Here is a 19,528-nt window from a genome sequence, read left to right as displayed (position 1 = left end):
GCGTTATGCCAAAAGCAGCTCGATTAGGGGATAGTTGTGCAGGCCATGGTTGTATGCCTGCAACGCCTATTATCGCAGGCAGTGGTGATGTTAGCATTAACGGCAAGCCCGCTGCGCGTAAAGGTGACACGGTATTGCTGCATGCTTGCCCCTGTCCAAATATGCCCCACGGTATCCATGGTCGCAGTATCTCTGCGGGGTCATCTAATGTTTCTATCAATGGTAAACCTGCTGCTCGTGTTGGTGATGCTGTGGGTTGTGGCGGCTCAGTTGCAGCAGGCAGTGGCGATGTACTTATAGGTGATACCCCCTATAAATCGCCGACGCATAAATGTGGTGAAAATGCAGTTAAAGATAACACGCCGCTGTTAGCGATGGCGCCCATGCCGATTTTAGCGGCCATCAAATGGGGAGAGCCTGCTAATCAGTTCATCACCGCGGATTCTGTCGTTACAACGGTGAAGCAGAGAAAAGCGCGCTATCAGGCACGTAAAAAGTTGGCAAGCTCCACAGCAAATGAAAGTGACCCTAAAATTAAAGCGGCCAGTGAAAGGTTAGATTTTAATAATGACAGTATTTTACGTGCTGAAGCGGCGCAGTATGTCTATAGAGTCGATGAGAACCGACGGGATCCTGCAAAATACCCACTACCTGAAGCACCTGTTGGGCTTGAAGTACTTGATACTAAAACAATTCCCGGGTTAGAAAATGCAGTGGTAATGAGTAAAAAATCTGGATTTGGTGCTGCCATATTTAAATCAGAAATAAATGATGCCACCATGCTGACCTACCGAGGTACCAATAATGGTGTTACTGGGAAAAAAGACTGGAAAACTAATGGTGCTCAAGGTATTGGTAAACAGACAAAGCAGTATGATCAGGCGATGCATTTAGCGCGGCAAGTTAAACGCTCTCTAGGTAAAGAGGTTGAAATTGTAGGCCACTCTTTAGGTGGAGGCTTAGCAGCGAGTGCGGTCGGTGTGACAGGAATTAAGGGTTATAGCTTTAACTCGGCCGGTTTACACGAGAATACTGTTAGCCGTCAGGGAGGGTTAAAGATGGAAAAAATTAAGGGGTTGATACAAAGCCAGTCCGTTGATGGTGAAGTGCTGACTCTACTACAGAGTAATAGAGGTGTGGTTGCCCCATTATTAGCGGGTGTTGGCAGTGCTTTAGGTGGCACAGTGGGCACGGCAATCGGTGGGATATTAGGGGCTGCGATTCTCAATAGCGGCGCCGCGCCAGAAGCTCCGGGTAATATGCGAGAACTTAAAAGTATCGAAGGTGGTAACCCAGTTACCCGTCATGGTATGGATCAAGTGATTGCGGGGATCGAGGCGCAGAAAAAACAAGATATTACTACATTGACGCAATACCACTGGGGACAATAATGAGATTTAAACGAACATTTACCCTTGGGTTATCTCTACTATTGGGCCTTTTTTCGGCTTGCTATTTTTCTGCCATTGCGAGGGAAGACACAAATATGAAAGCAGAACTGTTTTTTGAACCAAATATGGTGCAGCTGTTAAAGAGCATTCAAGCTGATGATATCAGCACCGCAAAACAGCTTATTGCTGAGGGAGTAGAACTCAATATATTGGGTAATGAGGAGATCACGCCGCTACTCTGGTTGATCACCCAAACTAATGATTTAAAGGCCACACAACGTGCTTTGGATTTAGGCGCAGATCCAAATTTTTCCGACGGAGATGGTGATAATGCGGTCACATTAGTTGCGCGTGATTATGCTCCTGAGTGGCTAGAAATGCTGCTTGAAGCGGGAGGTAACCCCAATTCTATCGATAGTGATGGCATGCCTGCTATGTTTGATGCCATTGGAGGCGAGAACTGGGACAACATCAACACCTTATTGGAGTATGGCGCTGACGTGAACCTGAAGGACAGAAGTGGTAGCAATAGTGCTCTGTATCCTACTTATATCATGAAGTATGAGTTTGCCTATTTCTTCCTACTTAAAGGCGCAGATCCCTATATTTACGACGATACTGGCTCAGATCTAGCGTGGAGCGTATATGAACCTATTGAAGATGGGATTATTGCGCCAGATAGTTTCAACTACCCTTGGGTGATGAAAATTAAGCAGCACCTTATTGATCAAGGGGTTAAATTTCCGCCACCAACGCCACAAGAGGTGCGAGCCATGTGGGAGAAAAACGGTAGGCCAGCCAATTAAACAGCTCTCGTAAAGGTTAGGCAGTATCCACCCGTGAGGGTGGCAAGGATTTTAATGGCGGCTAGGAGGCTGCAGTCATGAGTGATAACCGCAGTCTTGCTGAGCATTCTAAGCAATACGATCTCTTTAAGATCTTAAGTGAAGGTTCAAATAGGCAAGTATTTCTGCTTGTTGATCCCAATCATTATGATGATTTTTGGACTTTTTGGTCCAGCTTTCAGCCTAAGGCAAGACAGTTATGGTGCTATCTTTTTCAAGAGTCTTCCTATGAAGCGCTAATGTCTGCCTCCCCTCTGATAGTGGTTATAGAGGAGGGAGGGGCTGGTGAAACCCTCTATTATTGGTTACTTGAGCAGACAAGCTTATTCAATAAAGCCTGTATTTTGCTTGAAAGCCAATGTTCGTTGACTGAGTTACGTCACTTTTGGCACCAAAGGATATCCGCGATTTACCCTAACGGTGAGCAAGAGCTTCTAGCTTGTTATTCCCCTGTTGTGCTTGCAATGCTCTGGCCCAGCTTATCTTCACAAGAGCAGCTCGATTTCTTGGGCGCTAACACACAGTTCTACCTGCCTTGTGAGTCAGTGCCTGATGAAGAGCAAGTTGCTCAAAGTGATGGAAAGGGGGAGGTTCGCTTCTCACTCTTATCAAAGCCTGCTGGTACTGCGGCGGCAACTGAAGTGATATTTAGTCGTGATAATCCCTATAGGCTCAGTGATAGTCAGTATGAGCTGCTTAGCAGAAGCCAACGCCGCCATCGTATGGTTAACGATATCTTTTTGCGGCTTTCACAGTACTTCTCCTTTGAACTCAATATTGACCAACTTAGTTGGCTTTTCTTAAACAGCATCGAAGTAGCAAAAGAGAGTTACCCCGATGAGAGTGAATTTTCATTTGAAACATTCGCTGTGTACCGGTTTGTTTTAGAACATGATTACTTTGAAAAGGAGGCATTTAAAGCGCTGATGCTTAAGCATGACCTTCGAACAAGTATTCAGATGTTTAACCAACTTAATCCACCCATTTATGATGAGATTTTTCGAGCTAAACAGGCATTGTGGCTCGCGGGTGTAGAACAAGGAAGTGATGCGGCATGACTGAGAAAAAGCATTCTAACGTGCAGATAGCAGACATTGATTCTGAGATGTGGTTAAGCACAATTGCTGAAGGTGGCTGCTTTATTCTCGCTGAGTCAGCCATCAATGATGAGGTTCCTTCACTGGCTGAAAATATCAATGGCTTCTCGCTAGAGTACTCTCGCCTTTATTGGGATGAAACGGGTCGAATACACGCTTCTATCTCGCCCTACCTTATCAATGTGACCGAAGATAACTGGCCGATGCTTAAAGAGAAGGTATGCCATCAAGCACATTGGGGAGTAGGCATTCAACTTGAGTGGTATATGAATGCCTATACGCCAGCCCAACAGCTAACAGAGCTATTGAGCCACCTAAGGGAGTGGACCTGGTTAGAGAGTCAAAACGGAGAATCAAGGCTATTACGCTTAAGCGATTGGAAAGTACTGTCGACCTTGATGCAGGCCAGCAGTAACGATGAAGTATCGGCCATTTTTGGCCCCATTGCTCAATTTGTCTCACTTGAGGGAGAAACCTTAAGCGCCATGACTCGTTTAGTGAAGCAAAAATCAGAGATCCCTCAACGCACACCTCAGCAGTTAAGTGAGCAGCAATGGCATGCCCTTGAGCATATGGAGCAAGGCGATCAGTTTGCTGCCTATAAAGATCATCTGAAAACTCACCATAAAGAGACCTTAAGCTGGCCTAAAGAGCGTCTACACAGCTTTGTTGAACAGCAGACAAAAGTGGCGAATGATCAAGGTTTTAGTAATCGACAGGACACGGTGAAGTTTTTAAGTTTATCGCTCATTTTTGGCCAAACATTTGTTAGCCAAGAGTGGGCAAAAAAAGTGTTAAAGGCGAAACAAGAGGGCACAAAAACTAAGATGGAAAAGCTCTATCAAGCTGCCTTAAATGAACTGGATAAGGAAGTTTCAGTATGAGTAACGATCGTAAGGCAGAGTTGATATCTAGTGAGCAAGCGGCTGAACAAAACTTTTCTACCGATAATGTCGTATCAGGTGGATGCACTGAGTGTGGCTGTACCGCTCTGCTCCATTACCACTATGACGATGGTAAGCCTGTCCCTGAAGCGCCTTTTATTCTTACCGACAGTAATAACAAAGAGATCCAAGGCAAGACAGATAAAAAAGGTTTATGTCTTATTAAAGATATGGGCTGTGGTGGTTTCGATATGCTTCTTGATGAGGGGAGTGATGATTTCGAACCGCCCAAAACGGTCATTAATAACCCTGTAATACAAGATAATCCTGAATATGCAGCACTGGCTGGAGAGTATTTTACTCTGTTTACCTTACTGCGTAATAAGGGGTACTTAGAGTATGACGCCAGCGACAGTTCAGACAATGAAGTTGATGTCGATGACACCAGTTTTTTTATGGATGTTGCCGATGAATATGAACCTGCCTACAAACGGTTTTGGGAGCTTAACGATCAGATTAATGATGGCAGTAAATCATTAAAAATTGCGATCAACAAAATTCACACCAGTCTGCCTGCAGAGGTTGTCAGTAAAGCGGGCGATAACAGTGCAGTACTGCTTTTTTGCCAAGTGGCAGTTGGTTTTATCCCTGTTGTGGGCCAAGCGGTTGATATTTATGACTTAGGTGATTGGGGCTGGCAAACTTATCGATATGAGGAAAATCGAAGTGATCCTTGGCATTGGGCTGCGGGTAGCTTAGCAGTTATAGGCTTTATTCCAGGCTTAGGTGATGCCCTTAAAAAATCTGGTAATGCCATTATCAAAGCGATGAAAAAATCTGATTCAAAGTCGATTCAGTTTGCTATAAAGACACTAAGAGGCTTATCAAATGGCAACTTAGTCAAGTTTCTTTCGACCTTCGAGAAGAGCATAAGAGAGAAGGGAAAAGATGCCATTGCCCTGCTCAATAAGATCATCGATGGATTAAGACGTACTATAGCGAATGCGGCTAAATCCAGCTGGATAATTCGTTTGATGAAGGGGGCATTTGAATCCTTAATCGACGTCATGATGAAGCTGTCTAAAAAGATAGATGAGATGATTAGTTGGATCTGCACTAAGGTCTCAGAGTTTATTGGTAAAATCGTTACTAAAGTCAGTGGAACACCTAGGCCTAAAGCAAGCAAAAAACCAAAAGTGCAGGCCAATGCGGGCAAAAATAGCGGTGAGGTAGATAATGCTGGCGCTAAGGCTGAAGTGGGTAAGAAAAATGGAGGAGTATCAAGTAAGGAGGGGGTGTGCACTAAAGGCTGCCCTATTGATATGGCAACCGGCTATGTTGTCGATTGGCGCACCGATTTTACTCTTAACGGTCGCCTCCCTTTAATCCAAAAACGTTTTTATCACTCTGCAGGCTTGATGCTACCTGGTTTATTAGGCTCGCGTTGGCGAAGTATTTGGGATATGAGCCTTGAGCTTGAAGGAAAACAGGCGACTTTCACCGATGAGCAATACACTCAAGCGGTCTATCTTTTGCCAAAAGAGGGGGAGGAGAGCCTTGCTGCTCATCTGCCTGAATGGCGTTTAACACGACAGAATAAGCAGTTGGTGATGCGCCATGTGAGTGGCCTTATATACTGCTTTGATCATGCAATGGGCACGACCTTGCTGCTCACTAAAATAAGTGATGGTAAGGGCAACAGTAATCACTTTCTCTATGATCGCGGCACATTAAAGCAGATTGTGTTAGCCGATGGTCAGCAAATTCAGGTGGATTGTCATCACCACCGCATCAGCAAGCTCACGTTACTTGATAGTGAGCTTAATCCAATCCAGACACTAGCCCGTTATGAGTACGATAGGCATGGACAGATGCTCAGTTGTCGTGCGGCGCCCGGTTGCAGTTTTGATTATCAATACAGTGAAGAGGGGTATCTGCTGCGCTGGTCTGATTTAAGTCAGACCTGGGTTGAGCATGATTATGATGACAAGGGACGTGCTATTGCATCGAGAGGCGCCGAAGGCCGCTTTAGCGATCAAATACGTTTTGATGATGCTAATCGCATCGTTTATTACAAGAGTGCTATTGATGGGATTCAACAGTATTACCACGATGAGCGTAATAATATCGTGCGGATCATCTTTCCTAATGGTGATGAAATACACAATGAGTGGCTTGATAATCAGCTAGTAGCTCAAAGCAATGCCTTAGGGGAGCGAACCGAGTTTAGCTACGATGCGTGGGGGCAGGTAGAGCAGGTTATTGCAGCCGATGGGAGTGTGACATCCTATCAGTATGACGATAACGGCCGATTGATTGGGCATATTAACCCCCTTGGAGCTACTTGGAAGTATGAGTATGACGTCCAAGGTAATTTAACTTGTATGTCGGACCCACTTAATCAGCAGTGGTTTTATCAATATACCAGTTTAGGTCAAGTGGCTTGGGTGATTTCGCCCGAAGGAGCACAGACAGGTTATCAATATAATGATTCTGGTCAATTAACCGAGATCCTTCCGCCTCTTGGTGAGAAGCTGATGCTAGATTATGACGTCTTGGGGCGTTTATCGACTCAAACTCGTGTGTCATCTGAGGCCTCTGTCGGTGAAGGGGTGGCAGCAGAGCGAAAACGAGTACAGCGGTGGCACTATCAGGGGAGTTTGCCTTATCCAAGAGCGATCACCCATGAGGATGGTACTCAAAGTGTTTATGACTATGACATTGAGGGCAATGTTACCCGCTTTACCGACGCACTAGGCCATCAATTCCACTATGAGTATGGCGCCTTCGATAAGATGTTGGCCAGTCTCGATCCCCAAGGTGCTAAGACGCAATATCGTTATAATGGAGAGTGTCAATTTGAAGGTGTGATTAACAGTCAGCAACAAGAGTGGTGTTATCACTACAATACCAGTGGCCAAATTATTGAGGAGCGTCACTACGACGGTCGGATCACCAAATTTACCTATGAAGGTGCAGGTCGTATTAGCAGTAAAACAGCTGCCGATGGTACAAGCCTGCACTATTTTTATGATGCTGTTGGTCGATTAACTCAAAAACAGAGCCGCGATCTAGATGCACGAATAACTGGTAATACCTATTTTGAATATGATGAGGCCTCACAGCTTCTCAAGGCTGAAAATGACCATGCGCTTATCGAGTTTGAGTACGATGAACTAGGAAGGCGCATAACTGAGCAATTAAATGGCCATCGTGTTAGTAGTCAGTATACAAATACTGGCCTACGAAGCCGAATCGAACGTGAGAACACCGAAGGAGAATCTTACCATCCAGCAGCTGATGCGATTGAGTTTAATTGGCAGCTAGGTCAACTGAAAGGTCTGCAGATAGGCGCTTATCATCCGTTAGCGTTTTCCCATAATCAATTAGGTCAAGAAACTAAGCGCAGCAATGGATTAGGTTTTCATTTAGCTCAGCAACATGGACCAGATGGATTACTGTTAAATCAGCAACTTATTCCTTCAGCTCATCATGCTGAGTCATTGATGGGTGAAGGGAGCGAGCCGTTTAATAACGTACATCAAGCTACAGCAAGGGGCAAAGGTGACAGTCGTTATCAGCATCTTCAGCGCAGTTATCAATATAACGCATTAAATCAGATCAGCCAGATTGATGACAGCCACTGGGGTCTCAGTGAGTTTGAGCATAACTCAGTAGGTCAAATTACTCAGCATAAGCAATATGCCCCTGGGGTTGAAAATGGGACTGTAAAAGGGGCTGCAAAAGGCACAGCGCAGACAGGGCAAGCACAACAAACACAGGCATTTAGCTACGACAGTGAGCAAAACCTGACGCAATCGAGCCAAGTGTTATCTGCCGATAACGGTAATGTGATTGATTTTGTACAAAAGCGAGTTGAAAAAGCACTTAAGTATCAACAAGCAGGCCGAGTTGAGACCGTTGGAGATCATACCTACCGTTATGATGCTAATGGTCGAGCGGTTGAGAAATGCACCAGAAAAGCCGGCTTTAGGCCGCAAACTACCTTCTACCAATGGGATGAGGAAGACCAACTCATTCAAGTGCGTCTTGCCAATGGAGATTGCTGGCACTACCAATACGATCCTTTCGGTCGCCGTATTGCTAAGATAAAACAGAGCACTAAGGAGCAAGAGCTGCGAAATACCCCCTCACAGTTTCGTTATCTGTGGGACGGCAATAATCTTGTTGAACAGCAAAAGTGCTATGCCGATGGCACGCTGGCTCACACCACACAGTGGGTCTATGAGCCAAATAGTTTTAGGCCACTCGCTCAATTAACTCAAAATCATGGTCAAAATTCACAGGAAACAGCAGATAACTTAGCCTCAGAGCTGCACTATATAGTGACAGATCAGGCCGGCACACCGCGAGAACTCTGCACAGAAAACGGTGACATAGAGTGGCGTGGTGAGCAAAGCTTATGGGGTGAGCACCATAAGTGGCGTCTCAGTGTCCAAGCAAAAAGTAAGCATAAAAAGTACCTTGAAGATGCGGCAAATGATCCCGTAAACTGTGACCTTAGGTATCAAGGTCAAGTGTTTGATTCCGAAACAGGTCTGTATTACAACCGTCACAGATATTATGACCCTGAAACTTGCCAATACTTAAGCCCAGATCCCATAGGCATGGCGGGTGGACTAAGAACCCAAGCCTATGTACATAACCCCATGGAATGGGTTGATCCGTTTGGGTTAGCAGCTTGCCCGACTGCAGAAGCTCCGCAGACTCACCAAATTAACAGTGCTGTAGACGCACCAGAAGGTGCTGGTACTTATAGCTTTAGAGATAATAGAGGTAATCAATATACTGGTTCAACAAATAATTTTAATTCCAGAATGGCTGATCACATTAGAGATGGCCGATTACCACCGGGAAGAGAAGTTACGTTTACTCAAGTCAATGCACCAGGAAGAACAGAGCAAGGTGCTCGTCGAGTGAGACGTTTTTTTGAGCAGAAACAAATAGGCCTTGACTCTGAAGGGGTTCCACTTCCCAATAAAACTTCTGGTTGGCGTTCGGTTTCTGCAGACAAATGGAGTACATATACTGATGGCAATGGTAATATCGATTTCACAAACCCCTATTTTAATTAAGAGTGCTTATGGATATTCAAATGTTTAGAACGTATATAAAAAGTCGGCAAACAACTTTGGAAGCAATTAATGAAGATCCTCATTCTATAAAGTGGGTGAATTCTGCTCCCACAATTGAAAAGATTAAAGATATTGAAAAGTTGTTTTATGAACAAGTTTTATCAGAGAAAGATTATTCATCATTAATAATGTTACTTCGAGATAAATATTTTACAGAAGGAGCCTTTAATATTAGCTTGGAGCAGGAAAACAGTGTCCAAGATTTATTAAAAAAAAGAAGCGAGCACTTATTAAAAGACAGTTTGATTATTGATGACGATAAAAGTGTAGAATTTGATTTCATTCTGTTAGGTGAGAAACCTGCAAAGCTTGAAATACTCAGGTGTAGAAAGCTTGAGCGGTTATCAATAAATAGACTGTTAGAGGGGTTGGTTGTGATGAATTCACCTAAATTGACAGAACTTTATGTACCAACTGAAAATAATTTGAAATATGTGGATCTATACAAGTGTAATAAATTGTTGGATTTCAGTTTTTTGAGACGATTAGATAGTGTTTTATATCTCTCTGTTGGTGGGAATTCTAATTTGAAAAACCTAGATTCTCTTAATGACAGTAGTAATGTTGTTATTTTAAATTTAAGTGAATCTAAGTTGATAAAAGATAGTTCAACCGTTAATAAGCTAAAGAAATTAAAAAAACTAAAGTATTTAACTACCGCCGCAACGCAAAAAGAATTGGCTTTATTGAGAACTGAGTTACCTAACTGCTTTGTTAATGGTAAGAAGCTAGAAGTTTAAAATCGTCTTAGTGGTTTATTGTTATTTATCATTAAGTTGTATCTTATTTTGTCAATTTAAAGTTCACTTGATAATTAACGGTTAGCTTTTATTTATATAGCTATTTTAAAAGGAAGTAAATTGATGGCCAAAAAGCTGACAAAAGAGCAAGGAAAACGAGCAAGTATATGTTTTGAATGTGGGTGTATACCAAGCAAGGATGTTTGGAGGGAAGCTGTAGCTGAAAAGGGTAAGGATTACGATTCTGTCATGTATATGGCTAAGCAGTTTCCTATTTCTGAATGTGAAGTAATTACAATTGAGGAGCTTCAAAGCATTGAGGAGATCCATGCTGTCGCAGATAACTATAACTGGGATAATAACTGTATTAAAAGCTTATATGCTTTTATAGACCATCCATTATGTGATGCAGGTACTGCATTGCTTCTATTTTGGAAGGGGGCCGGTTATGAACAATTAGGCCATCATCCACGTTTCCCAAATGAGCAAGAGAAGCTATTTTTTCAAGAGTTAGTTTTGAGATTTAAAACCAAGCAATTCAACTCATATAAAATCGCATTCGACCCTTATGATGAATGTTATGTTCCAACATTGGATGATTGTTTACAACGTGGGTACTTAATACCTGGTGAATTATTCTGTCAATACAGCACTATGCATATTGATACTTACCTATAGTGTTTTTTAGATAATACATCCCACGGAGGGGAATATGTCATTAATTATAGGCATAGATCTAGGATCAACAAACAGTTTGGTGTCCTATTGGGATGGTGAGAAAGCGGTCATCATCCCCAATGCATTTGGCGATAATTTAACGCCCTCGGTTGTTGGCTTAGATGATAACAATCAAGTCTTAGTCGGTGCAGTTGCCAAAGAGCGACTTATTACTCACCCCCATAAAACAGCGGCAATTTTTAAGCGTTATATGGGCTCCGATAAAATTTATGATTTTGGTAGCGAGACTCTGTTCCGTCCAGAAGTTCTCTCATCTTTTGTGTTGCGTGAACTTAAGACGGATGCTGAAGTCTTTTTGGGACAACCTATTGCAGAAGCCGTTATAAGTGTTCCTGCCTATTTTAGCGATCAACAGAGAAGAGCCACGCAGGTAGCGGGGGAGTTAGCGGGTCTAAAGGTTGAAAGATTAATTAATGAGCCTACCGCAGCTGCGCTTAGTTATGGATTACACCGTCAAGATGAGGAGTGCAGCTTTCTTATCTTTGATTTAGGTGGCGGGACATTCGATGTCTCTGTTTTGAGCCTAATTGCGGGAATTATGGAGGTCAATGCTACCGCTGGCCATAATGCATTGGGTGGTGAAGACTTTGTAGATTTGATGTTGGAATCATTTATTCAAACTCACCAGCTTGATGTGTTGGCATTAAAAGAGAGAAGTAAGCTTAGGTGGAAGATAGAGCAGCTCAAGCGTGCGTTAACGAATAACAATCAAGCCAGTTTTGAGATTGAGCTAAATCATAGAGAGCTATCTTGGTGTTTAAACCGTGATGAATTTGAACAACTATCAGCACCGTTAATAAACTGCATTCGCCAACCCATTGAACGTGCATTAAACGATGCTGCAATGTCTCCTTCCGATCTTAAAGAGATCATTCTTGTTGGCGGCGCAACGCGTATGCCTATGGTTCGCTCACTAGTGGCCAAGATGTTTGGTCGATTGCCCACAAGTCACCATAATCCTGATGAGGTTGTAGCCCTTGGCGCCGCAGTACAAGCAGGACTCAAGGCGCGCGATGCTACGTTATCTGATGTGGTGCTTACCGATGTGTGCCCCTATTCATTAGGAGTTGAAACGGTGAGAACGACAAGAGATCAGCAATATGAAGCAGGCTTTTATACGCCGATTATTGAACGTAATACGGTGATCCCTGTGAGTAGAGAAGAGGTTTTTTCAACTTGCTTTGATAATCAACCAAGCATGTGCTTGTGTATCTATCAAGGAGAGAGCCGTTTGGTACGGGATAACATTAAGCTTGGAGAGCTTATTATTGATCTCGAACCCGCTCCCACAGGTGAACAACTGGTTACTGTCCGTTATACCTATGACATTAATGGTATTTTAGCTGTGGATACTTGCGTTCAATCAACGGGGAAACGAGAAAATTTAGTGATAAAAAACGATGACTGCCATCTTTCTGATACGGAGGTTAGAGCGCGTTTACTTGAGCTAGAAACACTTAAAATCCACCCTAGGGACAAACTCGACAATCGCATGCTTATAGCCAGAGGTGAGCGTTTATTTGAACAATCATTAGGAGAGACTCGAGAGCTAATTAGTGAGCGACTTTTGCAATTTGAGAGGTTAGTCAATGAGCAAAACCCTAAAGAGATCAAACGGGCATTAGTTAGGATAAATGATGAGTTTTCTCAAATTGAACTTAAAAGGATTTAACGATGAGCTGTTGGGAACGTATTGGGATCTCGCCTACTGTCGATAAGATGTTAATTAAACGGGCTTATGCAAAACAGTTAAGATTACACCATCCAGAAGATGATCCTGAAGGCTTCAAAACCTTAAGAGCTGCGTTAGAAGATGCATTAGCGCAAGCAAAGTGTCTCTCTGTAGGTGAAGTATTTATCTCATCTCAGGAGATAGATTTAACCCCAACAGTTGAAAAATCAATGGAGCAAGATGAGCCTCAGCAGGAGCCTATCACTGTTAATGAGCTAGATTTTGATGAGTCCAAAAGGATTTTTGAGCAGTTGCAGAGAAAGATTATTGAACTCTATGGTCATTTTGATTCGAGAGTACAACTGTCACTATGGAAGCTAGCACTTGACGGGGGTGAGCAATGGAACATCGAGGTTAAACAGAACACTGCATTTTGGCTTTTTAACTTTATTGGCCACTATCCTTTTATTCCTGAAAATATCTTCAACTATCTAGAGAAACGCTTCTCTTGGTATGACAATTACCTTGCATTGAAACGTGAATTTAGTGAAGAGTTCATCGATAGCGTATTTGACCGATTTAGCCGTGCTAAATGGAGCTTAAGTTACCAAGGTGTCGACTTTTCTGATCCAAGCCTGATAAATGATGTTGAGTCATACCTGTCAAAGCGAGAGCATTTAGAGTATCTGGTGCTTAATAAACAAGGAAATGGTGATGAGTTGATCACCGAGCTTAATAAGTTCTGTGTACAAGACTTTGAATTAGATCGCTTATTATTTCTCTATTATCAAAACCTACAAAGCCCTTCACAAGCATCAGCTTACTGCAAGAAGTTAGTGGTAGAACATCCTAATAGGGTGGAGGGTTACTTAAACAAAGGCAATATAGACTATAGACAGAAGCGGTTTAGTGAAGCTGCACATAGCTACAAAGCAGTTTTAGCCCTAGATGAAAGTCATGGTATAGCATTAAAGGGCTTGGCTGGCTGTTATTTAGAACTTAATGATCTTTTTTCTGCGAAGTGTTTGTATGAGCAAGCCTTGTTGCAAGTGCCTTTTGATGTAGAAGCACGTATTCAATTAATTCAGATAAACCAGAAATTGATTAAGCATAGCTTTGATCTACTTGTTGAGCAGCCAAATAGTGCCAAAGCCCATAAACAGATCGCTGAGGGGTATTTAGAAATTGGTGCATACACTGAATGCATTGAGTTTCTTGAGGGGATTATTGATAAAACTAAACCTATATTTGAAAATACCTCTCGTTTAGTCAAAGGTAGCATTTTTTCTGTATTGTTCAGGTGGTTATTTGTCTCTGATATTGAGCAAGTGTTTAATTATCGAAATAGTGAGCTTCACCATATGTTAGGTTTGGCATATGAGGCGACAAAACAGGCTGAAAAAGCAGAAGTCGCTTATATGACAGCGTTAATGAAGGCTGAAGATGAGGGCACTAATGGGTATGACTCTTTAGTTCAATTAGCAGACTTTTACATTGAGCATAAAGAGTATGAAGAAGCACTGTCTCTACTCAAAAAGGCCTGTATGCTAACGCCAGATAGCGCCAGAGTATTTGCTTTATTGGCGGATGCTCAGCGTTATTTGGAGATGCAAGAGGAGGCGCTAAATAGCATTAACCGTGCAATTGCTTTGGATGATAGACCTTGGATCTACTATTCCATTCGTTCGATATTGCTCATTTCAGCTCAAAGCTATAAAGCTGCAGCGGGTGATTTAAACAAGGTGCTACAAGCTGCGCCTAACTTCTCTGGTGCTTTATATCGTCAAGGAGTTTGCCATCGTCATTTAGGGTTATATAAAGAGGCGATGGCATTTTTTAAGTCGGCTGTTGATTATAATACAGGGTTTCGAACATCGGCTTTAGAGTGGTTGAAGTTAGCATGTGAAGTTTCGGATTTAGATAATGCTGAATTGGCAATGAGCGCCTTTTTGAATGCTGATGGAGCCCTTGAAACTGTGGCTGATTATAAATTAGAGATTGAAAAGATGAGCAATCAAAGGAGCGATACTCATGAATAGCTCAGAGCAGAGTGGTTATAACCCTGATAACTTGTCATCGGTAAAGCTATGGGGGTTAGCTGTCAGTGCGTTGCTAACCGAGATGAATGAGTTACGACACGATGTGCTACATCACCACGGTACGAGCGATGAGGATATCAAAGATTTAAAACATATGATGATGCGTGATTGGGGTATTGAAACACGAGAAGAGTACCTCAATATGCTGAAATGGTTACGTGAGGAGGGCCATAACCGCTCCTATATGCAGATGCAAGATCACCTCAACACGTTATCTGAAAGCGCCATTGATGCCTATATTGACGCTCATTCCCATAATGTCGATAGGCAGAGCTGTTTACAACTGGTGAGAAATTATCGACATACACTTAATATTGGCGGAATTGGTGCGTGGGATGATGGTCGCTATGTGTCTATCTGTCGTTGGGGAGCTTCATTAGGTCTGTTTTCTGAGGATGAGTGTTGGGAAAAAATTAAGCAAATTTCTCTAAGGGTTCAACAATCTTACGACAGTTGGCATAGCTTCGCATTAAGTTATATTGCAGGTCGCCAATTTTGGCGTAATGATGCTACTGAGTCCTTTGCTAAGGATGAGATGGACGTAGTTAGAAGGCTGACTGGTGATCCTAAAAGTCCTTGGAATACGCTAGAGTGGAATTTGGACTTAACTGAAAACTGCAATGGCACTGGGTGAGCTAATACTTGGAACTATTTCTTAAGATTGCATGTGGCATTGCTACTTTATTTGGTTGTATAACTTGGTTCGGGTTGATGCTGGCAAGTTTGCCAGGGGCTGAGGTTAGCAAGAGCATTTATGCAAGGACGATTCGAGGCTTATTTTATACACACCCGGTGTTGGTGATAATTATTCTGTGCCTCATCCGTTATTATGTTGACTCTATTCCTCTTGCTTTACTGTTAACTATTCTTCCTCTGCTTCCTTTGGCGGGCGTGTATCTGATTTTTACGTTGTGGGAGAGAAACGGTGCTAGATAGTGGAAGTTAGCTAGCACCTATATTTTTTCGCTCTTTTCCTACTATTCATTGAACACTTGCTGACAATAGGCGAGTCGATGACGAATATCATCTAAGTATTGTGATGCTTGGTTATCAACTAAATACCAAAAGGAAGCCGTTTGCTCCGGTGTTTGGTTAAAGAACATCAGCTCACAGCTCAATAGCTTCTCTTGAGTTGAATGTTGTAACCAAAGCTCAATATGAGTTGTAGATAGGTAACTTAATATATTGAGCATGTCCGCTGATGACGTAAGCTCATTGTGTGCATGTCGATGAACCTGAGTGAGCAGTTCAAAGGGGCATCGATTATAGTCTGTTAGCTCGATTTGATTATCTAATGCTTCTTTGGATAAAGGTTGAGTTAACTGTAATTCCGGCCAGCTAAGATTAGGCACCGATATGGCTAAGGCAATGCGGCGCTCACCAAGCCAGTTGTGAACCATGCAGGGTAAGTGCTCCTCTATTGGCATCTCCATTTCACGTTTAAGACTTGGTAGTAGCGACATACGCTTTACCTCTATCTGTGTAGAGAGCCTACTCATCAGAACTATGGTCACTAGTCCAGTTGATGGCCAACAGTTAAGCTCTTTCTCTAATGATTGCGCGATCTCGATAAGTTGAAGCGTGAGGGATTCGCTATCATGTTCATCTAATGAGCCAGAGATAACAAAAGGGCAGGTTGAGCCAGCAAATGGGCCATTGGAGATATTAATCAGGGTTTCGGCTTTTCCACTTTGGTTATTATCAGGCTTGGTACCGTTAAAAATAAAGGTGGCACCACTTGATGGGATATCTAACTTTCCGTTTGCATTGCCTATAATGGTCACTTTACTTAGTGTGGATAATAGTTCGTTTGAACTGACTGTCTGCATGCTAGCCTTTAACTGGAGTCACTTAGCTGGCCATTATACCCAAACAACTCTTCTCTACTAGTCCCTTCCTATTTAAACGCTTAATTGATTGTCGACAATTTAAGGCTGTTTAATTGACCTTTACTTATAACTTGGCTATATTGTCGACAATCTATTATGTAATGTGAATGTTAGCTACTATGACATTTTTTGATGAAACAGCAGTAACAGCAGCTGATAAGACCTTTTTTCAGTTACGCAAAGATATTGTTGAAGGTGTTGTGTTAGCTGGTTCAAAACTCAGTGAGACTGAGTTGTCGACAAAATACAGTGTCAGTCGTGCGATTATACGTGAAGCGATTAATCGTCTGGAGTCCTGCAACCTTGTTGAGCGCAAAGCCAATGTGGGTGCTCGTGTGGTGGCATTAACACCTGAGGGACTGATTGAACTGTATCAGGTTCGTGAATCCTTAGAGGGGATGGCAGCGCGCTTAGCTGCTAAGAATATGACTTCCCAAGAGATAGATGACCTTAACGCTTTACTTAATACCCACTTTCAAAAAGTCAAAACTGGCGAGTCTTATTACCAGGAAGCTGGCGACGTCGACTTCCACTATCGAATTATTCTAGGCAGTAAAAACAGACACCTTATCACCATGTTGATTGATGGTATTTATCATCTTGTGCGTATGTACCGAGTGCAGCTAGGGATGTCAGGGCCTAGGATCACCACCGCCTTTGATGAGCACCGACATATAGTACAAGCTATATCGAATCGTGATGAGGAGCTCGCAGAGATGCTGATGCGTCGTCATATCATGTATTCACAGAGAAATGTCGAAACCAAATTAGAGCAAAGTTAATAGAACAAAATTAAGCGTAATCGTTGAGATAAAAAGAGGATTTGAAAGATGAGTGCAGGGAAAAAATTTCGTCAGGCATTAGCAGATAACAAGCCACTGCAGATAGTCGGTACCATCAATGCTTACAGCGCAATGATGGCAAAACAGATTGGGCATCAGGCTATCTACCTATCAGGTGGTGGCGTCGCTAATGCATCCTATGGATTGCCAGATCTTGGTATGACATCACTTAACGATGTGATTGTTGATGTTCAGCGCATCACCTCAGCTTGCGATCTTCCTCTGATGGTGGATATTGATACGGGTTGGGGCGGGGCATTCAATATTGCCAAGACTATTCGTGATATGGAGAAAGCTGGTGCAGCTGCTGTTCATATGGAAGATCAGGTTGCTCAAAAACGCTGTGGTCATCGCCCGAATAAAGAGATCGTCTCTACAGAGGAGATGGTAGATCGTATCAAGGCGGCTGTTGATGCCCGTACCGATCCTGACTTCTTTATCATGGCTCGTACCGATTCATTCGCTCAAGAGGGGATCGAGGCTGCCATTGAACGTGCTAAAGCCTATGTGGCTGCAGGCGCAGACGGGATCTTTGCCGAAGCGGTTAAAACCGAGGAGCACTACCGCGCATTTTCAGAAGCGTTAGATGTGCCTATCTTGGCTAACATTACCGAGTTCGGCCAAACTGAGCTGTGGAACAAAGCAGAGTTAGGCGAGTGGGGCGCAGACATGGTGCTCTACCCGTTAAGTGCATTCAGGGCGATGAATAAAGCTGCTGAGATGGTCTATACATCGATACTTGAAAATGGTGACCAAAAAGCGGTAGTTGATTCGATGCAAACTCGCATGGATCTCTATAATTACCTTGGTTACCACGACTATGAGCAGAAATTAGATAGTCTTTTTGCTGAAGGTAAGAATCTGTAATTATTTAAAATTTAATAAATACCCTACAGCCTATGCATCTATAGAAGGTGACCCAAGAGAGTGATCAATGCATAGGTCGATAATGAAAAGGAATAGGAGCAAGTTATGGTAGACAAGAAACTCAGTGGTGCAGGTCTTCGTGGTCAAAGTGCTGGAGAAACATCGCTTTGTACTGTAGGTAAGTCAGGTTCTGGATTAACTTATTGCGGCTATGATGTGGCCGACTTAGCTGACAATGCGACTTTTGAAGAGGTGGCATACCTACTGTTTAATGGTGAGTTACCTAATCGAGCACAGCTTGATGCCTATAAAACAGAGTTAATGGCGATGCGCGACCTACCTCAGGCATTAAAAGAGGTATTACAACGTATCCCTGCCGATGCTCATCCAATGGATGTGATGCGTACTGGTTGCTCATTTCTCGGTAATTTAGAACCTGAAAATGACTTTAGTGAACAAAACCAAGCCGCTAACCGCCTACTTGCCGCTTTCCCTGCAATCATGTGCTATTGGTACAAGTTTTCTCATGATGGAGTTGAGATTAACTGTGTCACAGATGAAGATTCACTCGGTGGCCACTTCCTACACCTGTTAAATGGCAAAACGCCTTCAGAGCAACACAGACGCGTAATGGATGTGTCGCTGATCCTCTACGCTGAGCATGAGTTTAATGCTTCAACCTTTACTGCTCGTGTGTGTGCTTCGACTCTGTCTGACATGTTCTCGTGTATCACAGGTGCTATCGGTACACTTCGTGGCCCTCTGCATGGCGGCGCAAATGAAGCGGCAATGGATATGATCCAGAAGTTTAGCTCCCCAGCAGATGCCAAGACGCAGATGGCCGGTATGCTTGAGCGTAAAGAGAAGATCATGGGCTTTGGTCATGCGATTTACCGTACCTCAGATCCACGTAATGTGATCATTAAGGCGTGGTCTGAAAAACTGGCTCAGGAAAATGGTGATACGTCGTTATACGATATCTCTGTTGCCTGTGAAGAGTTTATGTGGGACACCAAGAAGCTATTTTGTAATGCTGATTTCTTTCACGCATCGGCTTATCATTTTATGGGCATTCCTACTAAGTTGTTCACGCCTATATTTGTCTGCTCGCGTCTTACGGGGTGGGCCGCTCATGTGATGGAGCAGCGCTCTAATAACCGTATTATTCGTCCAAGTGCGGATTACACAGGATCTGAGCCAAGAATGGTTAAGCCTATCGCTGAAAGATAGTAGTAATAGTTATCATATTTTTTGATGGGGTTAGAAATTTCTAACCCCATAAGGATTGAATTTCTATTTATCAACTAA

14 protein-coding genes are annotated in these 19,528 nt (G+C 43.0%); 13 read left to right on the top strand and 1 reads right to left on the bottom strand.

The window, feature by feature from the left end; translation table 11 throughout:
* The first annotated feature begins 5 nt into the window (after nucleotides 1-5).
* The 10 genes from SWOO_RS12890 (at nucleotide 6) to SWOO_RS12845 (ending at nucleotide 15,256) form a co-directional block, all read left to right on the top strand.
* The gene (locus tag SWOO_RS12890) at nucleotides 6-1,391 is read left to right on the top strand and encodes a PAAR domain-containing protein (protein WP_012325130.1); all 1,386 of its coding nucleotides are present in this window, start codon (nucleotides 6-8) and stop codon (nucleotides 1,389-1,391) included.
* Between the two features lie 95 nt (nucleotides 1,392-1,486).
* On the top strand, nucleotides 1,487-2,197 hold the full coding sequence (locus tag SWOO_RS12885) for an ankyrin repeat domain-containing protein (RefSeq protein WP_041418149.1): 711 nt from the start codon (nucleotides 1,487-1,489) through the stop codon (nucleotides 2,195-2,197).
* A 77-nt stretch (nucleotides 2,198-2,274) separates the two neighbouring features.
* Nucleotides 2,275-3,294, top strand: a complete 1,020-nt coding sequence (locus tag SWOO_RS12880; protein WP_012325128.1) for a DUF4123 domain-containing protein — start codon at nucleotides 2,275-2,277, stop codon at nucleotides 3,292-3,294.
* A complete protein-coding gene (locus SWOO_RS12875) occupies nucleotides 3,291-4,217 on the top strand; it encodes a DUF4123 domain-containing protein (RefSeq protein WP_012325127.1) in 927 nt (308 codons plus the stop codon). Before SWOO_RS12880 ends, SWOO_RS12875 begins: the two co-directional genes overlap by 4 nt.
* The gene (locus tag SWOO_RS12870) at nucleotides 4,214-9,313 is read left to right on the top strand and encodes an RHS repeat-associated core domain-containing protein (protein WP_012325126.1); all 5,100 of its coding nucleotides are present in this window, start codon (nucleotides 4,214-4,216) and stop codon (nucleotides 9,311-9,313) included. Before SWOO_RS12875 ends, SWOO_RS12870 begins: the two co-directional genes overlap by 4 nt.
* A gap of 8 nt (nucleotides 9,314-9,321) precedes the next feature.
* Entirely contained in the window at nucleotides 9,322-10,113 is a 792-nt protein-coding gene (locus SWOO_RS12865) for a hypothetical protein (RefSeq protein ID WP_012325125.1), read from the top strand.
* 123 nt (nucleotides 10,114-10,236) lie between these two features.
* Nucleotides 10,237-10,791, top strand: a complete 555-nt coding sequence (locus SWOO_RS12860) for a DUF4274 domain-containing protein (RefSeq protein ID WP_012325124.1) — start codon at nucleotides 10,237-10,239, stop codon at nucleotides 10,789-10,791.
* Between the two features lie 34 nt (nucleotides 10,792-10,825).
* Nucleotides 10,826-12,523, top strand: a complete 1,698-nt coding sequence (locus tag SWOO_RS12855) for an Hsp70 family protein (protein WP_012325123.1) — start codon at nucleotides 10,826-10,828, stop codon at nucleotides 12,521-12,523.
* Nucleotides 12,524-12,525: 2 nt separating this feature from the next.
* Nucleotides 12,526-14,562, top strand: a complete 2,037-nt coding sequence (locus SWOO_RS12850; RefSeq protein ID WP_012325122.1) for a J domain-containing protein — start codon at nucleotides 12,526-12,528, stop codon at nucleotides 14,560-14,562.
* Nucleotides 14,555-15,256 (top strand): DUF1266 domain-containing protein, encoded by a 702-nt coding sequence (locus SWOO_RS12845; protein WP_012325121.1) that lies wholly within the window; start codon nucleotides 14,555-14,557, stop codon nucleotides 15,254-15,256. Before SWOO_RS12850 ends, SWOO_RS12845 begins: the two co-directional genes overlap by 8 nt.
* Before the next feature lie 343 nt (nucleotides 15,257-15,599).
* Here the strand turns inward: SWOO_RS12845 and SWOO_RS12840 are convergent, their stop codons facing one another.
* Nucleotides 15,600-16,451 carry a hypothetical protein gene (locus tag SWOO_RS12840; RefSeq protein ID WP_012325119.1) on the bottom strand — a complete coding sequence of 284 codons (852 nt, stop codon included), beginning with the start codon at nucleotides 16,449-16,451 and terminating at the stop codon, nucleotides 15,600-15,602.
* Nucleotides 16,452-16,630: 179 nt separating this feature from the next.
* Here SWOO_RS12840 and SWOO_RS12835 point away from each other — a divergent pair, with 179 nt between their 5' ends.
* From SWOO_RS12835 to prpC, 3 genes are all read left to right on the top strand, one after another.
* Complete coding sequence (locus tag SWOO_RS12835) at nucleotides 16,631-17,293, top strand: GntR family transcriptional regulator (RefSeq protein ID WP_012325118.1); 663 nt, start codon at nucleotides 16,631-16,633, stop codon at nucleotides 17,291-17,293.
* Nucleotides 17,294-17,341: 48 nt separating this feature from the next.
* Nucleotides 17,342-18,220, top strand: coding sequence for a methylisocitrate lyase (gene prpB / locus SWOO_RS12830; protein WP_012325117.1), 879 nt, complete (start codon nucleotides 17,342-17,344; stop codon nucleotides 18,218-18,220).
* Between the two features lie 105 nt (nucleotides 18,221-18,325).
* Nucleotides 18,326-19,450, top strand: a complete 1,125-nt coding sequence (prpC, locus tag SWOO_RS12825) for a bifunctional 2-methylcitrate synthase/citrate synthase (RefSeq protein ID WP_012325116.1) — start codon at nucleotides 18,326-18,328, stop codon at nucleotides 19,448-19,450.
* Nucleotides 19,451-19,528 lie beyond the last annotated feature (78 nt).

It is taken from the genome of Shewanella woodyi ATCC 51908 (assembly GCF_000019525.1).
GTDB classification, from domain to species: Bacteria; Pseudomonadota; Gammaproteobacteria; order Enterobacterales; family Shewanellaceae; genus Shewanella; species Shewanella woodyi.
Note: the sequence above shows the minus strand (reverse complement) of the source record. Positions and strands in the feature narration are given on the sequence as shown.

What these genes read in the sequence shown, in the direction of transcription:
- SWOO_RS12890 (WP_012325130.1), top strand. Translation starts at nt 6, where the DNA reads ATGCCAAAAGCAGCTCGATTAGGGGATAGTTGTGCAGGCCATGGTTGT.
- SWOO_RS12885 (WP_041418149.1), top strand. Translation starts at nt 1,487, where the DNA reads ATGAAAGCAGAACTGTTTTTTGAACCAAATATGGTGCAGCTGTTAAAG.
- SWOO_RS12880 (WP_012325128.1), top strand. Translation starts at nt 2,275, where the DNA reads ATGAGTGATAACCGCAGTCTTGCTGAGCATTCTAAGCAATACGATCTC.
- SWOO_RS12875 (WP_012325127.1), top strand. Translation starts at nt 3,291, where the DNA reads ATGACTGAGAAAAAGCATTCTAACGTGCAGATAGCAGACATTGATTCT.
- SWOO_RS12870 (WP_012325126.1), top strand. Translation starts at nt 4,214, where the DNA reads ATGAGTAACGATCGTAAGGCAGAGTTGATATCTAGTGAGCAAGCGGCT.
- SWOO_RS12865 (WP_012325125.1), top strand. Translation starts at nt 9,322, where the DNA reads ATGGATATTCAAATGTTTAGAACGTATATAAAAAGTCGGCAAACAACT.
- SWOO_RS12860 (WP_012325124.1), top strand. Translation starts at nt 10,237, where the DNA reads ATGGCCAAAAAGCTGACAAAAGAGCAAGGAAAACGAGCAAGTATATGT.
- SWOO_RS12855 (WP_012325123.1), top strand. Translation starts at nt 10,826, where the DNA reads ATGTCATTAATTATAGGCATAGATCTAGGATCAACAAACAGTTTGGTG.
- SWOO_RS12850 (WP_012325122.1), top strand. Translation starts at nt 12,526, where the DNA reads ATGAGCTGTTGGGAACGTATTGGGATCTCGCCTACTGTCGATAAGATG.
- SWOO_RS12845 (WP_012325121.1), top strand. Translation starts at nt 14,555, where the DNA reads ATGAATAGCTCAGAGCAGAGTGGTTATAACCCTGATAACTTGTCATCG.
- SWOO_RS12840 (WP_012325119.1), bottom strand. Translation starts at nt 16,451, where the DNA reads ATGCAGACAGTCAGTTCAAACGAACTATTATCCACACTAAGTAAAGTG.
- SWOO_RS12835 (WP_012325118.1), top strand. Translation starts at nt 16,631, where the DNA reads ATGACATTTTTTGATGAAACAGCAGTAACAGCAGCTGATAAGACCTTT.
- prpB (WP_012325117.1), top strand. Translation starts at nt 17,342, where the DNA reads ATGAGTGCAGGGAAAAAATTTCGTCAGGCATTAGCAGATAACAAGCCA.
- prpC (WP_012325116.1), top strand. Translation starts at nt 18,326, where the DNA reads ATGGTAGACAAGAAACTCAGTGGTGCAGGTCTTCGTGGTCAAAGTGCT.